25 protein-coding genes and 1 pseudogene are annotated in these 25077 nt (G+C 64.6%); 5 read left to right on the forward strand and 21 right to left on the reverse strand.

Going from position 1 to position 25077, the window contains the following annotated elements; translation table 11 throughout:
- Window positions 1–122: 122 nt before the first annotated feature.
- Together ACFXKN_RS18610 and ACFXKN_RS18615 are read right to left on the reverse strand one after the other, a co-directional pair.
- Entirely contained in the window at window positions 123–1004 is an 882-nt protein-coding gene (locus ACFXKN_RS18610) for a hypothetical protein (protein WP_379433460.1), read from the reverse strand.
- A gap of 67 nt (window positions 1005–1071) precedes the next feature.
- Window positions 1072–1521 (reverse strand): MarR family winged helix-turn-helix transcriptional regulator, encoded by a 450-nt coding sequence (locus ACFXKN_RS18615; protein WP_378947513.1) that lies wholly within the window; start codon window positions 1519–1521, stop codon window positions 1072–1074.
- 106 nt (window positions 1522–1627) lie between these two features.
- On the opposite strand from ACFXKN_RS18615, the pseudogene ACFXKN_RS18620 reads away from it, so the two are divergent.
- Window positions 1628–2807 (forward strand): annotated as a pseudogene (locus ACFXKN_RS18620) (MFS transporter).
- Between the two features lie 82 nt (window positions 2808–2889).
- Here ACFXKN_RS18620 and ACFXKN_RS18625 read toward each other — a convergent pair.
- The 7 genes from ACFXKN_RS18625 to ACFXKN_RS18655 all read right to left on the reverse strand — a co-directional run bounded on the left by ACFXKN_RS18625 (window position 2890) and on the right by ACFXKN_RS18655 (window position 9000).
- Window positions 2890–4593 (reverse strand): cutinase family protein, encoded by a 1704-nt coding sequence (locus tag ACFXKN_RS18625; RefSeq protein ID WP_378947522.1) that lies wholly within the window; start codon window positions 4591–4593, stop codon window positions 2890–2892.
- A gap of 118 nt (window positions 4594–4711) precedes the next feature.
- Window positions 4712–5854 carry a cation:proton antiporter gene (locus ACFXKN_RS18630; protein WP_378947527.1) on the reverse strand — a complete coding sequence of 381 codons (1143 nt, stop codon included), beginning with the start codon at window positions 5852–5854 and terminating at the stop codon, window positions 4712–4714.
- Window positions 5851–6228 (reverse strand): hypothetical protein, encoded by a 378-nt coding sequence (locus ACFXKN_RS18635; RefSeq protein ID WP_378948205.1) that lies wholly within the window; start codon window positions 6226–6228, stop codon window positions 5851–5853. Before ACFXKN_RS18635 ends, ACFXKN_RS18630 begins: the two co-directional genes overlap by 4 nt.
- 125 nt (window positions 6229–6353) lie before the next feature.
- A complete protein-coding gene (locus tag ACFXKN_RS18640; protein WP_379433461.1) occupies window positions 6354–6938 on the reverse strand; it encodes a HEAT repeat domain-containing protein in 585 nt (194 codons plus the stop codon).
- A gap of 110 nt (window positions 6939–7048) precedes the next feature.
- The gene (locus ACFXKN_RS18645) at window positions 7049–8389 is read right to left on the reverse strand and encodes a putative toxin (RefSeq protein ID WP_378947533.1); all 1341 of its coding nucleotides are present in this window, start codon (window positions 8387–8389) and stop codon (window positions 7049–7051) included.
- 15 nt (window positions 8390–8404) lie between these two features.
- Window positions 8405–8692 carry a WXG100 family type VII secretion target gene (locus ACFXKN_RS18650; protein ID WP_378947536.1) on the reverse strand — a complete coding sequence of 96 codons (288 nt, stop codon included), beginning with the start codon at window positions 8690–8692 and terminating at the stop codon, window positions 8405–8407.
- The gene (locus ACFXKN_RS18655; protein ID WP_378947539.1) at window positions 8689–9000 is read right to left on the reverse strand and encodes a WXG100 family type VII secretion target; all 312 of its coding nucleotides are present in this window, start codon (window positions 8998–9000) and stop codon (window positions 8689–8691) included. The genes ACFXKN_RS18650 and ACFXKN_RS18655 overlap by 4 nt, the downstream gene beginning before the upstream one ends.
- Before the next feature lie 67 nt (window positions 9001–9067).
- Between ACFXKN_RS18655 and ACFXKN_RS18660 the strand changes: the two genes are divergently transcribed.
- Window positions 9068–9496, forward strand: a complete 429-nt coding sequence (locus tag ACFXKN_RS18660) for a hypothetical protein (protein ID WP_378947542.1) — start codon at window positions 9068–9070, stop codon at window positions 9494–9496.
- A 40-nt stretch (window positions 9497–9536) separates the two neighbouring features.
- On the opposite strand, the gene ACFXKN_RS18665 is transcribed toward ACFXKN_RS18660, so the two are convergent.
- From ACFXKN_RS18665 to ACFXKN_RS18685, 5 genes are all read right to left on the reverse strand, one after another.
- Window positions 9537–10178, reverse strand: a complete 642-nt coding sequence (locus ACFXKN_RS18665; protein ID WP_378947545.1) for a hypothetical protein — start codon at window positions 10176–10178, stop codon at window positions 9537–9539.
- The gene (locus ACFXKN_RS18670; protein WP_378947548.1) at window positions 10175–10708 is read right to left on the reverse strand and encodes a hypothetical protein; all 534 of its coding nucleotides are present in this window, start codon (window positions 10706–10708) and stop codon (window positions 10175–10177) included. The genes ACFXKN_RS18665 and ACFXKN_RS18670 overlap by 4 nt, the downstream gene beginning before the upstream one ends.
- Before the next feature lie 28 nt (window positions 10709–10736).
- Window positions 10737–11480, reverse strand: coding sequence for a TetR/AcrR family transcriptional regulator (locus ACFXKN_RS18675; RefSeq protein ID WP_378947552.1), 744 nt, complete (start codon window positions 11478–11480; stop codon window positions 10737–10739).
- 110 nt (window positions 11481–11590) lie between these two features.
- On the reverse strand, window positions 11591–12739 hold the full coding sequence (locus tag ACFXKN_RS18680) for a lipase family protein (RefSeq protein WP_379433462.1): 1149 nt from the start codon (window positions 12737–12739) through the stop codon (window positions 11591–11593).
- Window positions 12740–12763: 24 nt separating this feature from the next.
- The gene (locus tag ACFXKN_RS18685) at window positions 12764–14245 is read right to left on the reverse strand and encodes a flavin-containing monooxygenase (RefSeq protein ID WP_379433463.1); all 1482 of its coding nucleotides are present in this window, start codon (window positions 14243–14245) and stop codon (window positions 12764–12766) included.
- A 330-nt stretch (window positions 14246–14575) separates the two neighbouring features.
- On the opposite strand from ACFXKN_RS18685, the gene ACFXKN_RS18690 reads away from it, so the two are divergent.
- Window positions 14576–15025 (forward strand): SgcJ/EcaC family oxidoreductase, encoded by a 450-nt coding sequence (locus ACFXKN_RS18690; protein ID WP_379433464.1) that lies wholly within the window; start codon window positions 14576–14578, stop codon window positions 15023–15025.
- A 49-nt stretch (window positions 15026–15074) separates the two neighbouring features.
- Here the strand turns inward: ACFXKN_RS18690 and ACFXKN_RS18695 are convergent, their stop codons facing one another.
- The gene (locus ACFXKN_RS18695) at window positions 15075–16010 is read right to left on the reverse strand and encodes a phosphatase PAP2 family protein (protein WP_379433465.1); all 936 of its coding nucleotides are present in this window, start codon (window positions 16008–16010) and stop codon (window positions 15075–15077) included.
- A 304-nt stretch (window positions 16011–16314) separates the two neighbouring features.
- Here ACFXKN_RS18695 and ACFXKN_RS18700 point away from each other — a divergent pair, with 304 nt between their 5' ends.
- Entirely contained in the window at window positions 16315–16746 is a 432-nt protein-coding gene (locus ACFXKN_RS18700; RefSeq protein ID WP_379433466.1) for a hemerythrin domain-containing protein, read from the forward strand.
- Window positions 16747–16825: 79 nt separating this feature from the next.
- On the opposite strand, the gene ACFXKN_RS18705 is transcribed toward ACFXKN_RS18700, so the two are convergent.
- From ACFXKN_RS18705 to rpsF, 5 genes are all read right to left on the reverse strand, one after another.
- The gene (locus ACFXKN_RS18705) at window positions 16826–19837 is read right to left on the reverse strand and encodes a replicative DNA helicase (RefSeq protein ID WP_379433491.1); all 3012 of its coding nucleotides are present in this window, start codon (window positions 19835–19837) and stop codon (window positions 16826–16828) included.
- A gap of 784 nt (window positions 19838–20621) precedes the next feature.
- Window positions 20622–21074, reverse strand: coding sequence for a 50S ribosomal protein L9 (gene rplI / locus ACFXKN_RS18710; protein ID WP_378947581.1), 453 nt, complete (start codon window positions 21072–21074; stop codon window positions 20622–20624).
- A 17-nt stretch (window positions 21075–21091) separates the two neighbouring features.
- Entirely contained in the window at window positions 21092–21343 is a 252-nt protein-coding gene (gene rpsR / locus ACFXKN_RS18715; protein WP_056823934.1) for a 30S ribosomal protein S18, read from the reverse strand.
- A 32-nt stretch (window positions 21344–21375) separates the two neighbouring features.
- On the reverse strand, window positions 21376–21948 hold the full coding sequence (locus tag ACFXKN_RS18720) for a single-stranded DNA-binding protein (protein WP_378904447.1): 573 nt from the start codon (window positions 21946–21948) through the stop codon (window positions 21376–21378).
- A gap of 87 nt (window positions 21949–22035) precedes the next feature.
- Window positions 22036–22323 carry a 30S ribosomal protein S6 gene (rpsF, locus tag ACFXKN_RS18725; protein ID WP_056823926.1) on the reverse strand — a complete coding sequence of 96 codons (288 nt, stop codon included), beginning with the start codon at window positions 22321–22323 and terminating at the stop codon, window positions 22036–22038.
- 170 nt (window positions 22324–22493) lie between these two features.
- On the opposite strand from rpsF, the gene ACFXKN_RS18730 reads away from it, so the two are divergent.
- The gene (locus ACFXKN_RS18730; RefSeq protein ID WP_379433467.1) at window positions 22494–23870 is read left to right on the forward strand and encodes a hypothetical protein; all 1377 of its coding nucleotides are present in this window, start codon (window positions 22494–22496) and stop codon (window positions 23868–23870) included.
- A 60-nt stretch (window positions 23871–23930) separates the two neighbouring features.
- Here the strand turns inward: ACFXKN_RS18730 and ACFXKN_RS18735 are convergent, their stop codons facing one another.
- Window positions 23931–25046: a DUF475 domain-containing protein gene (locus tag ACFXKN_RS18735; protein WP_379433468.1), complete on the reverse strand. Its 1116-nt coding sequence runs from the start codon at window positions 25044–25046 to the stop codon at window positions 23931–23933.
- Between the last annotated feature and the right edge of the window lie 31 nt (window positions 25047–25077).

Raw genomic sequence — 25077 nt, forward strand, 5'->3', positions numbered from 1 at the left:
CCTCCTCCAACTCTTTGTTGTCCGCTTTTTTCTCCGCGGCTCCCCCTGACGGGGTGGGTGCCTCTTATGCCCCGGCGGGGCCCGCCCCCGCCGGCGCGCCCCCCCGCTTCTTGTCGAGGGGGTCAGACCTTGACGGTCTGTGCTTCGCGCGGGTCGACGGCGTCGCGCGGATCGTCTTGCTGCGGTGCTTCGGTCGCGGGCAGCGCTGCGGTCGCGTGCGGCGGCTCGGCGGCGGGCTGCGGCTCGGCGGCGGACTGCGGCTCGGCGTGCTGCGGCTCGGCCGACTGCTCCAGCTCGGTGGGCCGCTCCTCGATAACTGCCTCGAATTCGACTTCCGCCGAACCGGTTTCGGCGACCACCGGCTGCGGCAATGGAACAGGATCTACGCCGAAGCCTTTCGTGGCGATCTCGATACCCAGTTCGATGCGCGTGGTCTCGACCAGTGCCCGCTCCTGCTCGGCGGCATGGCGCATAGCCTTCTGCCACAGCGAGGCCATCTCTTCGAGCTCCTCGACGGTCGCCTCCACGTCGATGTGCAGTTTCAGCCGCTGCATCGTGATGTGCTGAGCAGCGGTGAGGGTGCGCAACAGGTCTTCGCACTTGTTGGGAATCCGGCGATGGGCCACCACCCGCAAGCGAGTCAGCATGCCGCCGGGGCGATCCCAGATCACCTTGTGCATCTGCGCGCCGACGCTGTCGATCTCGTCGGCGGTCACCAGATCCCATTCACCGCAGGTGGTCAGATCGGCGCGCACCGAGGCCGAGGTCTCCAGGATCGAGGCGACCGCGGCGAGCACCGCCTCGCGGCGCCACGCCTCGTGATCGCGCTGGTCGCCCACCATGTTCGACAGCTCGACATTGCGCTGCGCGGCGTCGAGTGCCTGCCTGCCGCGCTCGTCGGCGGCCGTGATTCCGGCACGGTGGGTTCGGTTGTTGGCCATGACGCCGACCAGAACTGCGCCGGCGACGGGGAGCGAGCCGAGGAGGGGGAGCCACTGAGTCACCAGGCGATCATTGCACCGGTGCTCGCAACAGTCACCATGATCGGCGCGTTGGTATCGATGTCGCGTGTCAGTTCGGCGCCGGAACCCGGTGCAGGAAACCGATGAGAGGTGCCAGTTCCGGGATCTGTTCGGCGTCGGCGAGCGCTTTCTCGAGCGCTCGATCGTGGGTCGGTTTCGCCTTCTCGTAGGCGGCGCGGCCGGTATCGGTGAGTTCGGTGTAGATGCCGCGGCGGTCGTCGGCGCACAGCACGCGCACCAGGAAGCCGCGGGCTTCCAGTCGATTGACCAGTCGGGTCGTCGCGCTCGCCGACAAAGCGGCGGCGCGGGCCAGTTGGGAGATCCGCATGTGCCAGCCGTCCTGGCGGGCCAGTGCGTCGAGCACGGTGAACTCGACGATCGACAGCTCGTGCTCGCGCACCAGTTCGCGTTCGAGCGCGGTCTCGATGTGCCCGTGCAGCGCGGCCAGGGTACGCCAGCCGGTCGCCCGCACCTCGATGGCGTCATCAGCAATGCCCATGTGACGAGTATAGCTGGCGGTTGCAATATAGAGCGTGTGCAACTATCTTCGTGTGGAGTTAGTTGCACACGCGGGTAATCGGCTCTTGATGGAAGGAAGCGTTCACATGCCACTCGGTCTCATCGCTCTCGCGCTCGGGGGCTTCGGCATCGGGCTCACCGAATTCGTCATCGCCGGGGCTGCTCTCCCCGGTGGCGGCCGACCTCGGCGTCTCGGTGCCCACGGCCGGCTACCTGATCTCCGGTTACGCGCTCGCCGTCGTCATCGGGGCACTCGCGCTCACTCCGCTCGTCAACCGCTGGCCGCCCAAGCGCGCGTTGCAGCTGCTCATGGTGCTGTTCACCGTCGGCAACGCGGCCTCGGCGCTGGCTCCTGGCTACGCGGCGCTGCTCAGCGGGCGGGTCATCGCGGCACTCGCGCACGGTGCGTTCTTCGGCATCGGGGCCGTGCTCGCTTCCTCGCTCGTCGCACCGGAGAAGAAGGCGGGGGCCATCTCGATCATGTTCGGCGGGCTCACCGTCGCCAACGTTCTCGGTGTTCCGCTCGGCACGTTCATCGGGCAGCAGTGGGGCTGGCGAGCCACGTTCGTGGTGATCACCGTCGTCGGGCTGGTCGCGCTGGCAGGCATCACCGCGCTCGTCCCCGACGCACCAGCCACCCGCGAACGGCCGGACCTGCGGGCCGAACTATCGGTATTCCGCAACACCCAGGTCTGGTATTCGCTGGTCATGACCGTGCTGGTGTTCGGTGGCATGTTCGGTGCGTTCATGTACATCGAACCGCTGCTCACCCGCGTCACCGGATTCTCCGAGGGCGTGGTGCCCTGGTTACTGGTGTTGTTCGGTGTCGGCCTGTTCTTCGGCAATCTGCTCGGCGGCCGCTGGGCCGACCGCGCCCTCACCCGCACCCTGGTCGCCCTCACGCTGGCCCTTGCGCTCTCGCTGGCGGCGTTCGCATTGCTCGCCGACTACAAGATCGCGGCACTGCTCCTGCTGCCTGCCATGGGATTCTTCGGCTTCGGCGCCACCCCCGGCCTGCAGATGCGGGTGCTCGACAATGCCGGTGCCGCACCGACTCTCGCCTCCTCGGCCAATATCGCGGCCTTCAACGTGGGCAACTTCCTCGGCGTGTGGCTGTCGGGGCTGGCGATCAGTGCCGGGTTCGGCTGGGTGTCGCCACTGTGGGTCGGGATGGGATTCGCGGTGACCGGGCTGCTGGTTTTGATCGTCGCTACCCGCGGTGAGCGTGCCGAGCGCCCGGTGGTCGCGGAACCCGTCGCGGTGTGATTACGCGAGTCTCCTGCCGGACAAAGCACAATCCCCGGCGAGGTAGCAGCTTGCTGCCTCGCCGGGGATTCGTGGTCGGTGACTAGTTGGCCGACGGGGTAGTGGTCGGGGCAACAGTGGTCGTCGGAGCGACCGTCGTGGTGGGGGCCACGGTGGTGGTCGGGGCGACCGTCGTGGTGGGAGCCACGGTGGTGGTCGGTTCGACCTCGGTGGTCGGCGCGGGGGCGACCGCCTGGTTGGTTGCCGGTTCCGGGGTGGTGGTCGACGGGGCGACGGTGGTGGACGGGGTCGTGGTCGGTTCCTTCGACGTAGTAGTCGACTTGGCGCTGGTCGTCGTCGACTTCTTCGATGTGCTGGTCGGCGCCGCGGTGGTCGTCGTCGCAGGCTTGGTCGGAGCTGCCAGCGCGGCCGTCACCGAGGCATCGTCCGGCGCGGCCTTGGTGTCCACCGTCTCGCCCGCCTGCGCCTGCTTGGCCAGGTGCGTCAGCCACGCCGCGGCGTACTCCGCCGAGGTCAGCGGCTTGCCGTTCGTGGCGTCGGAGTCACGCCAGTAGTCGAAGTGGTGACCGGTGCCGTTCGGGCCAAGGGTGAGCTGGTACGGATCGTTCATCGCCACCGGGATCGTGTTCTGGTTCGTCACGATCAGTCCGACGATCTCGTTGAAGATCTTCTGCGGCAGGTACGCCAGCGGCGAGATCTGCTCGCCGGAGATCGTGTCGGCCTTGACCGCAGTGGTGGTCTGGCCCGGCTTGTAATCCGGGTCCGACACCTTCAGCAGCACGTCGAGGAAGGTTTCGTCGCTGGCCATCCAGTTCGGGTTCGAGCCGATATCGGAGAACGCGGCCATCGCGATCCGGCCCAGCGTGAAGGCCATGTCCTGGCCCATCGCCGGGGTGATCGCGGTGATGCCGTTGCGCTCCAGGTCGGCGCGCTGCAGTTCGTCGATATTGATCTGACGACCCACATTCGCGGCCAGCTGCAGCAGGGAGATGTTGTCCGGTGCCGCGCAGGTGAGGTCGCCCTCGGAGCAGAACGAGGCGATCTTGCCGTTGAGCGCGCCGAAATCAGCGCCCGTGGTTACGCCCTGGCCCGAGACCGGCGTCTTGCCGTCCTGGTATTTCTGGTCGAAGTTGTCGGGGCGCGCGAACGGGTCGTCCGCACCGAGGAAGGTGCCGTCGCCGGACTTGCGGCCCGGATCGGCGAACATCACCACACCGAGCACGTCGTCCGGGTTCACGGTCGCGTAGCCGTCGGCGGGGTCGTCGTTGCCGATGCCCTCGGCCACGCGACGCACCACATCGGCGCCCTCGCTGTAGCCGACGATCGAGAACTTGGTGTCCGGGCAGGCCGCCGAGATCTCCCGCATCACCTGCTGGGTGTTCTCCACACCGCGGTTGACCGCGTCCTCATAACTCGCCAGATCGGCCGGGTAGGCGATGTACACCGCCGCGTAATCACCCTCGGCCACAGCATCGCGCGGGGCGTTCACCACCGGATCCACCCACACACTGCTGTGGTCACCCGACAGCGCGGCGGGCAGCGGATTCCCATTGGCATCGAGCAGCATCGCCGTCGTGCCATCGACCGGGGTGTCGTTGCGCCCGGCCACCGAGATGGTCACCATCTCGCGGCACTCGGTCACCGACGTGGTCAGCTCGTAGCTCGGCGAAGCCGGCTGCGACGTCACCGCGAACGAAGCGGCCACGATCGCCGCGACGCCCAACGCCGCAGGCGCGGCAACAGCCGAAGCAATGCGATGTTTCGCAAGAAACTCACGCAGATTCATATGTTGATCCCGTTCGAATGACCTACAGGTGGGCAGGCCCCCCGACGGGCCGCATGTCACGAACAATGTCGTGACCACCAGCAAGATCGTTACTGACGCGAACAGGAACCCGATCGGCTCACCCGAGCGCAGTGGCAGGCATCTTCGCCGCGAGTCGCCCGGCCGCCAGCGCCGCCACCGCGATGGTGCACAGCGTCGCCAGCATGATCGCCGAGCCCTCACCCGGCACGAGCACCCCCAATTGACTCCCGACGGTCACCGCCGCGACCGGCACCCCGATCTGTGCCGCGGCCAGCGCGCCGTAGGCCACCGGCTGGCCGAGCAGGCGCGCCGCGCAGTGCACTGCGACAGCACCGAAGCCGAGGGCGAGGCCGAGCAGGATGAACCGCGGATGCTCCCCGAATTCCCGCAGATCGAGCCGGGCGCCCAGCCACACGAAGAACAGCGGAGCGAGCAGTCCGTCGCTGATCGCGAACACCTGCTTGGCCACCCGCCGTGGCTCGCCGACCCCGGCCACCGCCAACCCCGCCGCGAACCCGCCGAGCATGATCGAGACTCCCATCGTGCTCGCCACCCCACACAGCGCGAACACCAGGACCAGGCTCACCCGCAGTTCGAGCGTGAACTTCCGGTCCTCGGACACCTCGTGCACCTGACGCTGCGCACCCGTCTTCTGCAGAAATCGCAGGACGAAGAACATCACGACGGCACAGAGCGCGACGACCACCGCGCCGAGCGCGGCTCTCGCAGCGTTCGCCGGATCGATCACCAACGGCAGCGCGACGATGCACGCGGTGTCGGCGATGGCCACCTGTGCGGTGAGCGCGAGCACCGGTGGCCCGCTCAACCGCATCGAGTCGATGATCGGCAACGCCATCGCCGCGGACGACGACGCCATCAGCACCGCGTACACGGCCGCGTGCCCGAGATCGAACGCCTGCGCCACCGCCCAGCCCGCGACCGCCGCGACCACGCCGACGAGCACGGCCCGCGCCGCCCCGCTGCCGAGTGCGGTCCGGACCCGCGGATCACGCACGGGCACGTGGGTCCCCGCGGCGAACATCACCAGCGCGAACCCCATGTCGGCGAGGAACACGAAGATCGGGTCGGTGGGGTCGAGAATACGAAAACCGGTGGTGCCGAAGATGATTCCCGCGATCAGTTCGCCGAGCAGTACCGGCAGATACAGCTGCTTCGGCAAGGCGAGCAGCGGCCCGATCAACCCGAGCGCGACCACCAGCGCCAGGGTCGCGAATGTCATGGCATCGTGGCGATCTTGGCGGGAATCTCGATGTTCTCGTCGGCCCAGTACAGCGCGCACACGCGGTGATACCCGTCGGCGATCAGCATCGGCACGTTCCGGCGGCAGTCACCGCGCACCAGCAGAATCGGCGAGAGCTTCTTGCCCTCGTTCACCTTGAGCAGGTCCTTGCGGACATGCGGGTTGTCGGGGGTGAGGGCATCGAGCTGAGAGGCCCGCAGAATATCCTTGGCCTTCTTGACAACCACCGGCGCGGCCATGAGCCCGGCCACGATCGCGTCGACCATCGCCTTGTCACCCAATAACTCGAGATAGTCGGCGGCAGCGGAATAATCATGGTCTTCGGGCGCAGACTTCCACTTCACCTGCAGGATCGGGTCGGTCATCGAACCATCATCCGCCGCATCCACCCGGTTTGCCGAGAGGTCGCTATCTGTTGTCGATCGGTTGCGCGATCGGTACCGGGCCGTGGTCGGCGAGCGAAGCTTGCGGCTCGTCCTCACTCAGGCAGCTTCTCCAACGCCCGCGCAGCCGCCTTGCGCACGGAGGGCACCCGGTCTCGAACGAATGGTTCGACGAGGTCGCGAACTCCGGCCGCCTTCATCTGAACCAATGCCTTGATCGCACTGCCACGTGCGATGCTGTCCAGGTACCGCACGGCTACATCGCGCGAGTCCGAGGTCTTCACCTTCCCGAGGTACTCGATCAGCGGGTACATCGCCGTCCCGTCTGGCAATGCGTCGAGTAGCTCGACAATCTGGCTGAAGTGCTCCGGCCGCCCGATGAGCCGCAGTCCGTCGCATGCCCAGGTCTGCATCCGCTCAGGGATCGGGGGGTTCCGACGGACCTGAGCGATGAGAAGATCGATGGCTTCCTGATTGCCCCTCGCTGCCGGATCGATGAGGTTGCGAATCAACCCCGAGCGGATCGCCGAGCGATGCTCGGTTTCGGGCCCAGGAATCCGCGCATCGAGGTTCCCCAGCCAGTCGATGAAGACCGGAATTCCCTGCGGAATCGTCCGGGGCCCATTGGCGAGGTCACCTAGCGTGTAGCAAGGAACCCCCACTGCGGCGAGATCCTCCATGATCCGCCGGTCGAACCCGTTCTCTCCGTGCCTGTAGCGAACAGGAAGATCGGCCATCCACGCGGTGCCGCCGTTTTCGCTCCCGAACGGCATCCGGGCGTATTCGATGTTCATGATGGCCCGTCGTCCAGTTCCATCCGAATCAGTTCGATCTGTCCCGTATCGATCATGCCCTGGATGTCTGGATCATTGATCTGTGTGCGGTGATCGACAATCAGGGTCATGGTGTAGCCATTGTCCCTTGCATATTGCTCCTGTATGAGAATTTGCTGCTTCGACGGGGCGATTTCGTTTGTGTTCTTGACCTCGGTGATCTGCCTGTTCTCGTCATCGATGCGGTCCGGGAAAGACGTGTGCTTCTCGCCATCGCGGTCAATGATAGCGATTTGCCGCTTCCGGGTGGTCGGGTCGATGCCAGCGCGAGCCTCCCCGTCCTTGCCTGCCTTGCTGTTCTGCCCCGCTTCCCGAGAGATATATTTGGTGCTTCGCGGTGTCCGACCCAAGATGGCCTTCAAATCAGCCATCTCGGCCGTCACCATCACATAGATACCCTCATTCGACTCAACGGCTTCGCCGACCGTTGTTTCGATGTTTCCGAGCCGGTCGGAGATGGCCTTCGCGTATTCGGTCTTGTTGGATGCGATCATCCAGTCGAGATACTCTTGCCCGCCATCGCTTGCTGGCAATCGCTCGACCGCGATCTTGTCCAACTCGTACGAGGTGATGATGGCTGAGAGCAGTTTCAGCGACTTTCGGCAGTCTTCCTTTGCTGATTTGGCGGTCTGTGCGACGGTGTCGCATGCGATGCCAAGGTAGTTCGCGGCATCCGAGTGCGCCTGAATCGCCTTGCAGACGAACGCGGTGTCTTGGACGTACTCGGCAAGGATCGTATCGTCGCGTTGTGCGTCTTCGGGGAATAGCGTGTTGATGCTGACGTACAGCTGAGTGGCGTAATCCGATGTCGTTGTGCCATGGGATTTCAGAAGCTCGCCCGCCGTGCCGATCCTGGTTTCGTCGCAGTCGGCCCATTTCCGGGTCACCTCCGCCTCGACCAACTCCCAGAGATTCGGGTTGGTCTCGGTGCCACCGACTGACAGTTGTGTTGGGTGCAGATTCATCGTGAGGCTTGTTCCCGTCGGAATGACTGGGATTACAGTCTGAGTTCCAGGATGCGAGATATTTTCACTACGTGCGAGGTTCTCGCCAGCCATATGGATCTGAATGCCGAGGGCGTTGCATGCCATCGCTGCGGTCGAACCAGCCTCGAAGAGATCTGAAGCCGACTGATCAAAACTGCGCCCCCACTTCGAGCCGCCGTAGGGATATCGGCCTGCGGACCGGGAAACATCCAGCCCGCGGTCTAATGCGCGGAGCTGACCTTCGAGGATGGCGCTCACCTTGATCAGTCCACCGCCGACGTTGTAGTAGGTGCCGGGGTTAACGGTGGTCATCACGAGTCCTGTTGGTCACGCACGCATCTCGCGATTCGCTTGCTCGGCCTGCGAGTAGTTGCGATGGGCTAACGCAATTTTGTCTCGCACCATGCGGAGCTCGTCGGTGTAGGACTTGGTGCCGGTGAGCCAGTCGGTTTGGCTGTCGGAGAAGGCCTGGGCGGCAGTGCCGCTGAACTGGGAGAGCACACCGTCGGCAACGTTCTTGGTCGCTTCGGTGCGCTGACCGATGGCCGTTATCGCCTGGTCGAGTAGGTCGATGAACGTTTGCATCGCTTCCAAGTCGTACTTGCGGGACGTCACGGTAGGTCCAGACTCGATGCGACAGCCGAGACCCGTTCGGCGAACTGTTGATCCTGGGCAACGAACGAATCAGCGGCGGTGGTCAAGGCCGTGGCTAAGCGATTCAACGCATCGATGTGGATACTCACCTGCGGTAACAGCTGATCCCACAGGGCGGTCACGTAGTCTGCGGTCGAGCCGGTCCAGACATCGGTAAGGTTTGCGTACTCGAATCTGATGCCGGAAAGTACATCGTCGAATAGTCCGCGTTGGACCCGCAGCTCTGATGCTCCTAGTCGGAGCGCTTCGGGATCGACCTGTAGGTTCATGAACACACCCCCGTATAACGGGGACAAGCTTATTGACACATCGTTCGCTCGAGCAAGGTGTATCCCAATGGACTGGCGAACCGTAGCCCCGCAGCATGTACAGGACGATTACGACACCCTTCTGCGAGACGGTGTCGAGGCGGCGGCTCAGGTCTTGGCCGAGGCAGAGTCATTTCAACCGTTCATGCTGGTCATCGACCGCGCCGGACGGAAAGGTATGCGCAGATTTGCTGGGCAGTCTGTGATCGGCGAAGAACATGCTGTGACAGCGACGATCGAACTCCCGGGTGATCGCGTCACGCTGCGAGCCCGCGTAATTGTGTTCGATGTCACTGTCTCAGCGCCGTTCTTCGGCACTGCGGTCAAGGCCTTACTCGAGCATAGGGAAGGGCCCGCCATCGATGTGCTGGTGCCCTATGTGGCAACCCGCGATGATCTGCGGATCGACTTCACCCGAGCGGACGGCGCGGTGGGTGTCAGTCGGCTATGGGGTTGACTGCGTGTGAGTAGGGCCTCAGTGTGACGCCTGACAGTTGTCACACAAGGATCTGAAGCCCGTTGAGGACGGAGATTAGGTCGGGCCCGAACCTGTCCAAGTCGGTCATCTTGGCTCGCCCTGCCAAATGGATCGTATGAACAGCTCCACCGCAGACGCACACGACTAGTCGGCGGTCTTCCCACCATTCCTCCGATGAGCTGGTGAAAGTGCCGACGACGTGCCGACTGCTCCGGCCGCAGGCGGCCAGCTGTTCATCGACGTGGGATTGCCAATCGGGCATGGCGTGCCGAGCACGACGCATGCTTTCCAATGCTTCTGCCTCCGAAAGTTGCCGACTGGAAATGGTGACGGTGATCATCGCGGCTGGGCTGCGGAAATCGTTCGGAAGCTGGTCACGGCGCCAGAGCGATAGGCCTCCGGTCCGCGCTCCGGGGACCTCGTTGCGCACCCATCCACGCAGTTCGGGAACCTGCACATCGAACGGGTGTTCGTCGGAGCGTTCGAGGGCGAAGACTCGGCCGGTCGGTGCGTCAGCATCGCACGAGTAGTCGGCTCGGGGCATGTATTTGGCTGGCTGCGAGGTTGTGGTCAGTTGTGGTTCGGTCGATGGGGTTGCGCAGGAGGTGACGACCGCCAACGTCATCAGAACCATCGGTGCCCGGAGCAGCGTTGTTTTCACCAGAGGTCGACCCACTGTGGTCGATGTTGGAGGTCGAAGCCGGTGGTTCGTCCGCGTACCAGCATCGGTAGCTCGGTGCCGGCCGGGAATCGGTGCAGCAGCGCTTTCGCCGTGGATCGCCGGAACTCGGCCATCGCGAATTCTTTCTTCGTCCAGCACTCGACCCCGGTGGTCGGGTGTGTGAACGCCACCTTCAGGCGCACCCGATGAGTGGCGAACGGATTGTTGCTGGTGTGCGTCACGCGATGCCCGGACTCGGTCACTGTCCCGGTGACCGGCATTGCGACTTTTTGCAGGTACGCCCGCCTGCCCCACCACACCACCATGAGAACGAACGGCCACGTGATCATTGCGAACAGCAGTCCACCCAGCAGGCCGACCACAACCGCCACGGACTCATCGGACCAGGACCAGGAAGCCACGAAGGTCGCCGCACGGATCGACCAGAAGTAATACAGCACCGCTGCCACGGCCGACACGATCCAGTACGCGAACACCATCGGACTGAACAACAGCTTCGTCTTCCCCACCCTGATCCCGATCTCTGTCGCGTTGTGTTCAGGTGGTTTCGGCCGATACCGGCGGGTCCACGGGCAGGAACATCGACAGGATCGTGGGGTTGGCCATGACGATCTCCATCAGCTTGTAGCGCAGTTCCGGCGGAACGAACTCGGCGAGTGCCTGCGGGTCGGCGAGGATCGAGTCCATCATCTCATCGCGGATCCGGATGGTCGGGTCGACGCGGATCGCGCTGATCACCGCCCCGATGTAGTTGGTCACGATGAGCTCGCGGACTTGGTCGCGGGTGAGGGCGTCGGTGTGCAGCCAGTGCAGGACCAAGCCTTCGATCGACGCGATACAGCCGGTGATCGCGGCGCGAAGAACGGGGCCGGGTTCGGCGCCGGTGAGCTCGAGCGCGAGTTGCTCGGTGATCTGGTCGAAGCTCCGGTCCCTGATCTGGCGGACCTGGGTGTCGGCGACATCGGCGACCATCAGCTCGTACCCGCCAGGATGCTGCTCGGCCCGGTCGAGCAGGCTGTCGATGACGCGGTTGAGCCACTCCAGTGCCGGTCCCCGCGTTGCCAGGATGTCGGCGCGGAACTCGTCGAAGGCTTGCTCGATAACGGCGAGATAGAAGCCACGCTTGCCACCGAAGTGGTAGCTGATCGAGCCCGCGGCGACACCGAGGGTGCGCGCGAGGTCGACAATCGAGACTTCCTCGTACCGTTGGTGGCTGAACGCATCCCTGCCCGCGTCGAGCAGCGCCGCTCGCGCCGCCTCCCCGCGTCGGTTGCCTGCCACTGAACCTCCGCCCTGGAACAGCCGTTGAAGACTGGTCGAGTTGAAGATATGTCCCGTCCCGTCGACACGTCAAACCAGCTCCGCGCAGCGTGACACCCCCCGACACGGCATCAAGATGCGAGCTCTGAGCTCGGCTTTCGGTCCGCTTCGGCGAAGCGATCGGCAAGGAATGCGAACCCGGCGCGGGCGAATCGCGGTGCCGAGGTGAAGTGGCCGCCGAATGGGATCCGGTGAGCGCTGATCTCGACACCGAGTTCGCGCCAACGCTGTGTGAGCAGCTCGGTCTGCCGATAGGCGACCACTCGGTCGCGCTCGCCGTGCCCGACGAGCACGGGCGCGGTCGGCGGCAGATACCCGAGGCTGACCTCCCGCATCCGCTCGATCCACGCCGGATCCTCGAACGGGTCGGTGCTGAGGTAGAAGGTGCGAGATTTGGGCAGCATGAACCCGGCCGCGGCGAGCAACAAGGGGTGTAGTCGACGGACGAACGGCATCATGGCCTTGCCCGCGGTGTTGAGGCATCGCTCGAGGTCCAAGTCATCGAAGCTGGCTGCCAGACCCAACGCCGAGTACATGAGCAGGAACACGCCCGCAGTGCGATCGAGGCTTCTGCCCATCTCCGCGAGGTCGGCGGGCGGAGCGCCGACGGCGACACCGGCCAACGGCAGATCCGGGGCGTAGGCGGCGTTGAGCTGCGCGGCCCAGGCGGCCGCGTTGCCGCCTTCGGAGTAACCGTAGATCCCGTACCGGCTCACCTGCGTGGATCGGGTTCCGAGCAGAAAGCGCGCGGCCCGCATGACATCTAGCAGCGCGCGACCGTTGGTCGAACCGATCACATAGGGATGGGTTCCCTGCGTGCCGAGTCCGGGGTAGTCGGTGACCGCGACCGCCCAGCCGCGAGCAAGCGCGAGCGATATGAACACGCCTTCGTATTCCAGTCCCTGCTCGAGCAGCCGTGATACCGACGCCGAACGCGACATTCCCTGTGTACCGGGAGCGAACCCGACCAGCGGAACAGACCCGGAACTCTGCCGGGGAATCAATATCGCGCCCGACACCGTGATCGGGTTCCCCGCCAGGTCGGTTGAGCGGTACAGCACGCGATACGCGTCGGCACGCATCGTGATGCCAGGGGCGATCCGCGCCGTCATCGTGCTGACACGCAGCACCTCCCCGCTCTCGGCCCGGCCGACGGTCACGTCAGGGAGATCTCGGTAGAACTGTGTGCGGCGCCCGCGCCCGGTCGACATCATTGTCATCTTTCGTTTTCGCATCAGGTGAGATCAGCGCCGCGCCGGCGCGGTGATTGTGTCGAACCGCAAGACACCGTCGAGAAGTTCGTCTTTGCCCAGCGATACACGGTCGCGGTAATAGTTGTTGACGACCTTCCAGGGAGCGCGCCGTCCCTGCCGTGGCATGACCCCGTCACCGCGTTTGATGTATCCGGCGGTCAGGTCGTCACCCATGACGGATGTTTCAGCGAAGTCGTCGGCGCTCGCCCGCACCGAGAATTGTGAATATCCACCGTCGCGCATGGCGTTGAGTAAGCGACAGAAGTACTGCGCGGCGAGGTCGGCCTTGAGCGTCCACGAAGCGTTGGTGTAGCCGAGGACGATCATGGCGTTGGGCACGCCGGACATCAGCACCCCCTTGTAGAGCACCGACTCGCGGGTGTTGACCGGCACACCGTCGACAACCAGTTCGGCGCCGCCCGCGATCTGGACGTTCAGGCCGGTCGCGGTGACGATGATGTCGGCCTCGAGCTCCTGCCCCGATTCGAGCAGAATGCCCTTCTCGGTGAATTCCGCGATGCGGTCGGTGACGATGTCGGCCTTGCCGCTCTGGAGGACTTTGAACAGATCGCCGTTGGGCACCACACACAGCCGTTGATCCCACGGGTTATAGGACGGCGTGAAGTGCTTCATATCGATCTTGTCGCCCACCTGCAGCTTGATCTGCTTCAGCAACGCCTTCTTGGCCAACTCCGGGCTGGTCCGCGAGAGCTGGAAACTGGCGCGCTGCAACGCGATATTGCGGGCGCGCCCGATGCGATAGGCGATCTTGTCGGGCACGCGGGCCGCGCGCATCGCGATCGCGGCTGGGTCGTCCGAGGGCAGCGCCATGATGTAGGTGGGTGAGCGCTGCAGCATGGTGATGTGTTCGACGTCGTCGGCCATCGCCGGAATCAGCGTGATCGCGGTGGCACCCGAACCGACGACCACGACCTTCTTGCCTTGGTAGTCAAGGTCTTCGGGCCAATGCTGGGGGTGCACGATCTGGCCGGTGAAGTCCTCGGCACCGGGGAATTCGGGCTGGAATCCCTGGTCGTAGTCGTAGTAGCCGGTGGCGCCGACGAGAAATTTCGACGTCCAGCTCTCGGTCTCGCCGGAGCGTTCGTCGACGACCTCGCTCGTCCACAGTCCAGTGGTGCTGTCGTAGGAGGCACGAATCGCCTTGCGGCCGAAGTGAATATCTTCGAAGACGCCGTATTCGCGGGCGGTGTCCTCGATGTAGCGACGAATATTGGGCCCGTCGGCCAAGACCTTGGTGCCGATCCATGGGCGGAATCCGAAACCGAAGGTCAACATGTCCGAATCCGACCGGATTCCGGGGTATTTGAACAGGTCCCACGTTCCACCGACATTGCCGCGGCGTTCGATGATCGCGAAGCTACGACCGGTCTTCTCCCTGGTGAGCTGGCAGGCCGTGCCGATCCCGGACAGACCGGCACCGATGATCAATACGTCGACATAGCGTGTCGTCATCTGATCACAACCCTGGGTCACGGGATGGCGTCTTGCTCATGGAGAAGGTCCTTCCGCACAGCACTGAGATTCCACGATGTCGGGCCCGTCAGGGGTACGCGCCGCTCCCTCCGCGGCGTGGATGTCTCGACGGGTGATCGCATCGACAGCCTCAGACTGCCACATGTATTGAATCAAATTCAAGAACCTGCGGAGAACTGCCGACGAATGCGGTGTACGCAGTCGCCTATCGGCCAAAATGCTGAATCGAATTCAAGCAGGACTCAACCGGATGAGTCGCAGACCACACCCTCTTGACCTAAACCATGGTTGAGGGTCGATGGTTCTCTCATGAGCTCCAACATGATTCAGCCCCCAGTCGTCGACGACGCCACCGTGGACCACACGGCCGACATCGCCGCGATCCGCCAGATCATCGCCGACACACAGACCGCGTACAACACCAACGACGCGGAACTCATGACCGCGCAGTTCACCGCGAACGCCGTGGTCGGCAACGCGGCCGGCATGCTGATCACCGGCCACGACACGCTGCTCGACGCGAACCGGCGCGGGCTGGCCGGATTCCTGAAGGACGAATACGTCCGCTACGACGTCGTCGACATCACCTTCTTGCGCCCGGACCTGGCCATAGCCCACAAAACAGCACGCGCCACCACCGCCGACGGCACCCTGATCGACACCGAACCGGCGATGGTCGCGCTCTACGTACTGGTCAAGCAGGACGGGCAGTGGTGGACCGCGGCCCGGCAGAACACCCTGGTCCCGTCAGCGGGGTGATCCGGACCGCTGCCGATTCCAGGCGCCACCCAGACCGCCGTCCCCGTCCTCAGGTGACGCGGTCGCCGTCGGACCGATGAACAGAGTCGAGGCCTCGTTTCTGTTCGTCGGTAGAGATTTCCGCCGTGTCGAGGCGGTGCCAGGCGGCGAGAAAAACCAGGGCGGTAATAACGGAACCGGCGGACGCGAACGCTGTGGCGCCGAGGTAGATGTTCCATTCGTCGTCGCGGGTGGCGGTGGCGACGCCTTCCTCGCGCAGCGGCGCACCCCACAGCACGGCCCCGAGCAACAGGATGATCAGCGCCGATGCTGCCGCCAGCACCGTGACGAGCACCGGAATAACCTTGGCGCGCCCGGTATAGCGCCCGACACCGCCGCGCGCGACCAGCCACCATGACGCGAGGCAGGCCAGTGCCAGCGAGATGGCGTCGGCGGCGATGGTGTCGCTCAGGCGATGCCATTTCGCGGTCAAGGTGTACTGGCCGATCCCGACCGCCCAGGTGAGCACGACGATCATGGCGAGTCCGCGCCAGCGATACGGCACGACGATGACGGTCGCGAACAACACCGTCATCGCGATTGTCGTATGCCCGCTCGGCAGGCTGTTCTGCGCGAAATGCCCAGTGAGCTCGACCAGTTCGGGTCGCGGCAACACATACCGTTTGAGCGTCTGCACGACCACCTGCCCAGCCACGATCACCCCCACCGCGGCGATCAGCAGATCGAATCGCCGACGCACCACCGCGATCACGGCCACGACGAGCACCGCGAGCCCGAGTGAGTACATCGTGATCTGGTGCAGGCTGCTCGAGGCTCTGTTCGCGTCCCGCTCGGACGCCTGGTCCGCGCCACGCAACGCGGCGTTCTCGATGGCTTGACCGGTGCCGGTACGCACCGCGAGAAGATAGGCCGCCGCGGCGACGACGACCCCGATACCGGCGATGATCGGCCACCGCCATCGTGGCAGCGTCAGCGAATCGGACATCGCGTCACGGTATGCCGGATGAGAAACCGGCGGCGATTCGCCACGCCGGGCGGTGGCGTCGTCGGTCGTCGGCGTTCTATTCGAGACCGGGTCAGATTGCTGGATTGTTGCGTGTCCGATGCCGTGCCCGCTTTCGGGTGTGGTTTCCTGGGCGGGTGACCTCGCTTCGGGCAGCGGTACGCACCGGGTCGCAGACCCTGAATCTCGCCCTGGCCATCTGGGTTCCTGCCATCAAATTTCTGGGCTTCGGCCAGGTGAAGGACTGACGGACGTGTGCCATTACTGCGGCTGCCGGGAGATTCCGTTGATCAAGGAATTCATCGCCGAACACGAAGCCGTCTACAACCTCTCGGGCGACATCCGCCGTGCGCTCGAACGTGGCGAACTCACCGACGCGAAGCGAGATCTGGTGCAGCTCCAGCACCAACTCGTTGACCACTGGGCCGGGGAAGAACAGGGGTTCTTCGCGGTGATGCGGGACGACCCGGAGTGCGTCACCTACATCGAGGCATTGGAGGCCGAGCATCGGGAGATGACGGTCGTGCTGGCCACCGCCGACCTAGCCGATCCGGAAGGGCGGGAACAGGTTTTGGCGTCGTTGGCGACGCTGTGGCCGCATATCGAAAAGGAAGAGGACGGCCTGTTTCCCATGTCGCTCACTACTCTGTCCGGCGAACAATGGGACGCCGCCATCGCGGCATGGGAACAGGTCCACCACCGCCCGGTCCGCCCTTGAAGCCTGTTTCACTTCTTCCCTTGCGGCTGACCTCCAGTTATTGGTAGGAGCTCGAGCAAGCCAACTACCCGGCAGAGAATCAGCCGCGGGCCATGTCCACGAAGCGACTCAGATGCAGCTGGTGGGCAACGGTGATCGTCGCGGTGGGGCCGTTACGGTGCTTGCCGACGATGAGGTCGGCCTCGCCGCCACGCGGGTCGTCGCGTTCGATGGCATCGGGGCGGTGCAACAGGATGACCATGTCCGCATCCTGCTCGAGCGAGTTGTGCGCTGAAATGCCTTGTGCGACAAAATTATGTGTTCCTGGGACGGTTCCGTCGTAGACATCTTGTTCGCCGAGGCTGGTGATTTCGACGATCTTGTCCCAGAAGACATCGTTGGTGGCGAGCATGTCGATGTCAGCGTTGTCGAGGACGGCGGCAACCCGAGCAAGGCGTGAGCGGCTCGGGGAGTGCTTCCACATGGTGCTGCCGCAGAAGCGAGAACCCATGGCGGCGGAGAACTCTCGGTGCGTCATCTGCTTATCGGCAAGCAGCGTTCGAACGCGGTTCCAGACTTCGGCGGGGACTGTGTCGACGTTCGTGTTTCGGGCCAGGGGGGCAAGCTCGACCAGAGCAGCTTCTGCGGACTTGCCGCGGGCGCCGTGGACGCCGACGTCGCGCAGGAACGTCGTCTGGTTCTCGCCGCCGTCGATTGTCAGGTGGTAGCAGTCGCGGTAGTTCGCCTTACGGACGGTTTTGATGCGGCCGTGTACGCCGAGGCGTAACAGCAACTGGTTCACATCGTCGACAAGGCGACGGCTGGTCGAGGCGTAGTACACGCGGGCCTGTCGAGCCTTGGCATCCCAGCGTACGGATCCGTCGGTTGCCCACAGGTGTCGCAGGAACAGCGCGATCTGATCGTTGGGTAGCGCGAAAATAGGTTCGGGGATGAACTTTTCGTAGCTACGCAGTCCTAACAGGCCCAGAGTGTCCAACCATGCGGCGATCGGGTTGCGCTTGCCGTGGGTGAGATGGAACGGCGCGGGCAGGCGCAGGGTGGTGACGCGCGCTGCGGCGTATTCGTCGCGTACCGCACTGACACCGAAGTGCTCGGCGGCTGTGGTGACGGCGGCGAGGTTCTCCTCGTCGATACTGGCGTAGCGGATCGGCTGGCGCTTCACGCACGAGCCGTCGCCGATCATGTGCGCGAGCATCACGATCTCGGCTTCGGGCAGTCGCGTCGTGTGCACGGGTTCCGGAACGAGTCGCGGGGTAGCGAGGCGGTCGCCGATCGCGAGCTTGTCGAGGGCGATCCAGCCGTCGACCGTCAGGAACGGGTGGTTGCCGGTGGCTTCCACCTCGCGGCCGGAGGCGAGTTTGAGCCGGAGTACTTCCTTGCGTCCGCTCGGGAAGACCTTCACCATCGGGCGGGCGACCATTCGCATCCGCTCGTCGAGCGACCATACGAGCGGCTGCTCCCCACTCGCGAGGAGTTCGCCCAAGGTAACTTCAGCACCGTTGTCAGCGCGCAGGATTCGCGTCGATGCGGGCATGCAGCCCGACTCGCGGAGGTCGGAGACCATCGGCCGCTTGTCGGTTCGCTGTTCCGGGCCACGGTTCAGCTGCGAGATCGCGATCACCGGAACCTCGAGTTCCTTGGCGAGCAGCTTGAGGTGGCGCGAGAATTCCGAGACTTCCTGCTGGCGGGACTCGACCTTCTTGCCCGAGCTCATCAGCTGTAGGTAGTCCACCACAACGAGTTTCAGGTCGTGGCGCTGCTTGAGTCGCCGCGCCTTCGCCCGGATCTCCATCATCGTCAGGTTCGGCGAATCATCGACGAACAACGGTGCCTCGCTGATCTCGCTCATGCGGCGAGCCAGTTTGGTCCAGTCGTCATCGCTCATCCGGCCCGAGCGCATGTCGCCCAGCTTGATCTTCGCCTCGGCCGAGAGCAGACGCATGACGATCTCGGTGCGGCTCATCTCGAGCGAGAAGATGACGCTGGCCATGCCGTGCTTGATCGAGCAACTGCGCATGAAGTCCATGCCGAGCGTGGAGTTGTGCGTGGGCACCATGGTGCGGCCGGCCAGGTACATGTGATCGGTGTTGTCGACCTCGACGCAGCGGACGAGTACCGGGTCGACCTTGCGGACATCGACGATCTGCCGGGCCGCCGAACGCGGGGTTCGGGGCACCATGTGGGCGAAATTGTCTCTCGGGGTGCGCAGGCTGTGCGCGATCTCGCCGGTCGTCCGGACCACCGGATGCGGCGCCAGGGTGGGGGCGAGCGTGGTCCACTGATGTTCTTCGTCAGCGGTGATCACGGTGCCATCGGAGAATTCGACCTCGTAGCAAGGCCGGTCGGTCATCTCCTCGGTGGCCGCGACCACCCTGGTCGGTCTGCCGTCTGCCCCGAGCAGCTCGTCACCGACGCGAACCTCACCCATCGTGGTCCAACCACCGGACATCGGCAGCGGAGTGTCGAGCGCCAGCGCCTTACCGACACCGGGCCGGGCCGCCACGATGATCATCTGACCGGGGTGCAGACCGTTGGTGAGCTCGTCGAGTTCGGTGAAACCGGTGGGGACGCCGAGGGAGATGCCGCCGCGGGAGGCGATGGAGTCGATTTCGTCCATGGTGGGCTGGAGGAGTTCTTCCAGCGGGGTGAAGTCCTCGGTGGTGCGGCGTTCGGTGACTTCGTAGATTTCGGCCTGGGCGCGGTCGACCACTTCGGCGACGTCCTGGCCGTCGGCACCCGCGTAGCCGAACTGGACGATGCGGGTGCCCGCTTCGACGAGGCGGCGCAAGATGGCCTTCTCGGCCACGATCTCGGCGTAGAAGCCGGCATTGGCCGCGGTGGGGACGGTCTGGGTGAGGGTGACCAGGTAGGGCGGGCCGCCGATGCGCTTGAGTTCGCCGCGGCGGTCGAGACCGGCCGAGACGGTGACGGGGTCGGCGGGTTCGCCGCGGCTGTAGAGGTCGAGGATGGTGTCGTAGACGGCCTGGTGCGCGGGGCGGTAGAAGTCGCCGGGGCGCAGCACCTCGATCACGTCGGCGATGGCGTCCTTGCTCAGCAGCATGCCGCCGAGGACGGACTGTTCGGCGGCCATGTCGTGCGGAGGCTGACGGCCGAAGTCCTCGCCGGGGGGTTCAGGCGTGAACTCGGTTTGCGCGCGGTCACCGGTGGTTGTCACCAGGGGAGTCCTCTCTGCCCGCAGAACCGGGGGTTACACATCGATGTACTCGTTGTACTCCCGGACACCGACACCGATGTCAGCAATCGGTTGCCTGCGTGATTCCCGGGGCGCCGCGCAGGGCGATGCGACGAACCTAGGCGACGTTTTCGGGACTCGCCAACCCGGCATGTGCACACAACTGTGGATAACTTGGGGGTAGTTCACCCGTTGTTGTGCAGCGCCTGTGGAAAACATGGGGAAAACCCAGGTCAATACGGTAAAACACCCTGCTAGGACCTAGTTTGTCCAACTTCGGCCCTGTGGATGAAAGAAGTTCCGGCGTGTCGGTAAAGGTGAACAGCCGGGCGTGTTGGGTAAACAGCGATGGTGCAGGCTATGACTGGAGTCACAAATCTGCCGGTCGGTTTCCTCGGTCATCCACAGGGTGAATAACCGGAGGTCAACCAGTTACCGACCGTGAGCCGCGCAACACGACGTGCGCCGACCGCGATATGGGCTACCCATCAGTTATCGCGAAATCGGCCCGAAAAAGGCAAGCAGAAACCACCCCTATGCAAGCACAGGGGTGGTTTCCGGCGAACTGTGTCATCGGCGGCTGGCGCCGCAGTTCTCGGCCCTGTGGGCCTCGACTCTTCCCTCCCTACGGGTACTCCTTCGTCGCACCCTTCGGTCAGTCCAGAGTCGAGGCGGCCGAGAACTAGTTCGCAGCAACCTCGAGGTTGAACTTCGCGGCCACATCGGGGTGCAGGTGCACCACGATGCCGTGCTTGCCGGTCGCCTTGATGTGCGACTTCGGCAGCTCGATGCTGCGCTTGTCGACCACGGGGCCACCAGCGGCCTTGATGGCCGAAGCCACGTCGGTGTTGGTGACCGAACCGAACAGCTTGCCGCTGTCGGCGGTCTTCACGGCCAGCTTGACCTCGGCGAGGCCCTCGATGGCCTGCTTCAGCTCGTTGGCGTGATCCAGGTCGCGCACCTTGCGGGCGTCCTGGGCGCGACGGATTCCGTCGACCTGCTTCTGGGCGCCACGGGTGGCCTGGATGGCCAGACCGCGGGGCAGCAGGAAGTTGCGGCCGTAGCCGTCCTTGACCTCGACAAGGTCGCCGGGGGCGCCGAGGTTGTCGACATCAGCGGTGAGGATGAGCTTCATCTGTGTGACTCCCTTTCTCAGCGAGCGGTCGACACGTAAGGAAGCAGAGCCACCTCACGCGAGTTCTTGACGGCGACAGCGATGTCACGCTGGTGCTGGACGCAGTTGCCGGTGACGCGGCGAGCGCGGATCTTGCCGCGATCGCTGACGTACTTACGCAGCAGCGTGGTGTCCTTGTAATCGATATTGACGATTCCGGACTTTGCTTCCTTGCAGAAAGCACAGGCCTTCTTCTTCAGTACCTTTTCGCGCGCGGGCGCTTTAGGCATGGTTTTCTCTCCGTACTATGAGTGCCGTTCGATCAGAACGGCGGTTCGTCATCCATGCGGCCGCCGCCCCCGAAGGAGCCGGCCGCGGGCGCGCTACCCCACGGATCGTCTTCGCCACCGGCATTGCTGCCGCCGGCCGGACGTCCGCCGCCATTGTTGGCGTTGTAGCCGCCTGCGCTAGATCCACCACCGGCATTGCCGGAACCACCACTGAAGCCGCCACCGCCGCCTCCGCCACCGCGACCGGCCTTGGAGACCTTCGCAGTCGCGTATCGCAGCGAGGGACCGACCTCGTCGACCTCGAGCTCGACCACAGTGCGCTTCTCACCCTCGCGGGTTTCGTAGGAGCGCTGCTTGAGCCGTCCGCTCACGATGACGCGAGCGCCTCGGGTCAGACTCTCGGCGACGTTCTCCGCTGCTTCACGCCAGATGTTGCAGCGCAGGAACAGAGCCTCGCCGTCTTTCCATTCGTTCGAATTGCGATCGAACACACGGGGAGTCGACGCGACGGTGAAATTCGCCACCGCTGCGCCTGCGGGCGTGAAACGAAGCTCCGGGTCTGCCGTCAAGTTTCCGATGACGGTAATGACCGTGTCGCCTGCCATGGGGTTCCTCCTGCTCGGGGTGCAGTCCGCAATCTCGGGATTTGCGCTCGAGCCTAAAGCCAGGCTCCGACAAATTCGAGGTGCGGACTACTTGTCGTTGCGCAGAACCTTGGTGCGCAGCACCGTCTCGTTCAGGCCCAGCTGGCGGTCGAGTTCGCTCACGGTGGCCGGGGTCGCGGTCAGGTTGACGATCGCGTAAATGCCTTCGGCCTGCTTGGCGATTTCGTAGGCGAGCCGGCGGCGGCCCCAGATGTCGACCTTGTCGACGTTGCCGCCCTCGGTCTTGACGACCGTGAGCAGGGTATCCAGGGACTGCCCGACGATGCGCTCGTCCAGGCTCGGGTCGAGGATGACCATTACTTCATATTGACGCACGGACCAATCACCTCCTGTGGACTAGGAAACGGCCATGGACTCTCCATGGCAGGAGGGTTCGTTGCGTCAGCAACCCGCCAAGGCTACATGAGCGGGTAGTGACCAGCGAAATCGATGCCTGCCGCGGGTGAACGCCGGTCATCGCGGCACCGCCGCATAATGTGGTCGCCATGACCACAGTCGGCCCGCGACAGCGCGCAGCACGACGCGGCGCGACGCGGGCCGCGGTCTTGAGCATCCTGGTGATGCTGCTGTGTGGACTCACCCTGGCGCTGGCCTATGCCAACAAGGCCCGGTGCGCGGGCGGCGCGATCGATGAATCCGGTCGCAGTCTGGTATTCGAGGAGCGCAAGGATTCGGATGTCTGCTATTCCGACATCCAATTCCTGTGGCTCGGCCGCGATATCGACAATCACGTCTTCCCGTACGTCGACGGCGCGATCACCGACGACGGCGCGCTGACCGGCGGCGCGGTGGAATACCCGGTGCTCAGCGGCGTGCTGATGTGGGCGGGTGCCATCGGGGTGGACAACGACGCCGATTTCCTGTGGCACTCGGCGCTGTTGCTCGCACCGTTCGCCCTGCTCACAGCCTGGATGCTGGCCAGGCTCGCAGGCCCGGCGGCGCTGCTGTGGGCGATCGGCCCGCCGCTGGTGTTCTATGCCTTCCACAACTGGGAACTGCCGGTGGTGTGCACGGCGGTGGCAGCGGTCTACGTGATGACAATGCTGACCGGCCTGTCCGTGCGCACCCGCGGAATCATCGCCGCGGTGCTGCTCGCGCTGGGTTTCTGTCTCAAGCTCTATCCGGGAATCTTCGTGCTCCCGCTCGCGGTGTTCGTGCTCACCGAGGGCGCCCCACGCGGTCGGCGCCGGGTCAGCGAACTCGACGTGGCTGGGGCCGCGCAGACCTTGCTGGCCGCGATGGCCACGGTCGTGGCGGTGAACCTGCCGTTCGTGCTGGCCGGGGTGGAGGGCTGGCGCGCCTCGATCACGTTCCAGCAGTTGCGCCAGGCCGATATCACCACCAACTCGATCTGGTACTGGGGTCACCAGCTCCTCTTCGGCCGCGCCGCGGAAACGACACAGACCTGGCACGACGCCGTTTCGATTGCCTCGCCCGCCTTGATCTTCGGCGGGTTCGCGCTGGCCATGTGGTTGGGCTGGCGGCGCTGGACCCTGAGTTCGGCGTACCCGTGGGTGGGCGTGAGTGCGGCGATGCTGGCCGCCTTCATGCTTTTCCACAAGGTGCATTCACCCCAGTACACCCTGTGGATAATTCCGTTCCTGGTGTTGCTGGAGGTGCCGTGGTCGCTGGTCGCGGCCTATCTGGTGGCCGATGCGGCGGTGGGTGTCGGGGTGTTCCGGTACTTCGCCGCGCTGGGCGAGGGCGAGGGCGTCGAGCTGATGGAAGGGATCGTCCAGTTCGGCGTGTGGTTGCGCACCGCGCTGTTGATCACCCTGTTCTTCCTCTTCCTGCGGGCGAGGGTGCGCGGCCCGCGCATCGAACCGAGCACAGCGCTGGGCCGCCAACTGCAACCCGCGTGAACGACAACGGCGGCGAATCCCGGAAGGGACTCGCCGCCGCTGTGAACCTTCAGCCGTGGATCAGCTGACCGAAGTGGATTCCTTGGCGTCCTCCACAGCGTCGGGCTCGGCCTTGCGGTTGCGCAGAACGCTGGAGATGAGCGCCGCGCCGATGAACGCCACGCCGACCAGGCCCGTGATGAGCTCGTTGACGTGCACGCCGATCGAGACGAGCAGGATCGTCGCCAGCGCACCGATCGCCCAGTGGGCGCCGTGCTCGAGGTACACGTAGTCCGCCAGCGTGCCCTGGCGAACCAGGTACACCGTGATCGACCGGACGAACATCGCACCGATCAGGCCGAGGCCGAGCGCGATGATGATCGGGTCGGAGGTGATGGCGAACGCGCCGATGACGCCGTCGAAGGAGAACGACGCGTCGAGCACTTCCAGGTAGAGGAACAGGAAGAACGCGGCCTTACCGGTCGCCTTGACCAGCGTGGACGGTCCGCCCTGCGGGCCCTCTTCGAATTCCTCGGTGTGGAACATCGAACCGAGTCCGTCGACCAGGATGTAGACGATCATGCCGAGCAGACCGGCGACAAGCACGGTCGAGCGGTCGTCGGCATCGGCGAGGAACTCCGCGACCAGCACCAGGCCGGTACCGGACACGACCACCGAGAGCATGTCGAGCTTGCCCGCTTTGGCCAGCGGCTTCTCGATCCAGCTCAGCCAGGTGTGCTCGCGTTCCTCGAAGATGAAGTTCAGGAACAGCAGCGCCAGGAACATGCCACCGAACGCCGCGATCTGCGGGTGCGCGTCGGTGAGCAGGGTCTCGTAGCTGGGCTGGTTCGGGTCATTGTTGAAGTACGGCGCGTCGTTCGCCGGCGGGTTGAGGGCCAGATCGAAGGCCTGGACCGGGTTCAGTCCCGCGGTGACCCACACGATGGCCAGCGGGAACACCAGACGCATACCGAACACGGCGATGAGCACGCCGATGGTCAGGAAGATCCGCTGCCAGAACTCGCTCATCCGTTCCAGGACGGTGGCGTTGATGACGGCGTTGTCGAACGACAGCGACACCTCGAGAATGCCGAGGATGGCGCACAGTGCGAGAGCGGTCAAGCCACCGTAGAGGTAAGCCACGACCAGCGAGACCACCGTGATGGCGATGGACAGGCCGAAGATGCGCGTAATCACGCGGAGGGACCTTTCTGTTTCGCACAAACAG

The organism is Nocardia sp. NPDC059195 (assembly GCF_042754695.1).
In the GTDB taxonomy this organism is placed as follows: Bacteria; Actinomycetota; Actinomycetes; order Mycobacteriales; family Mycobacteriaceae; genus Nocardia.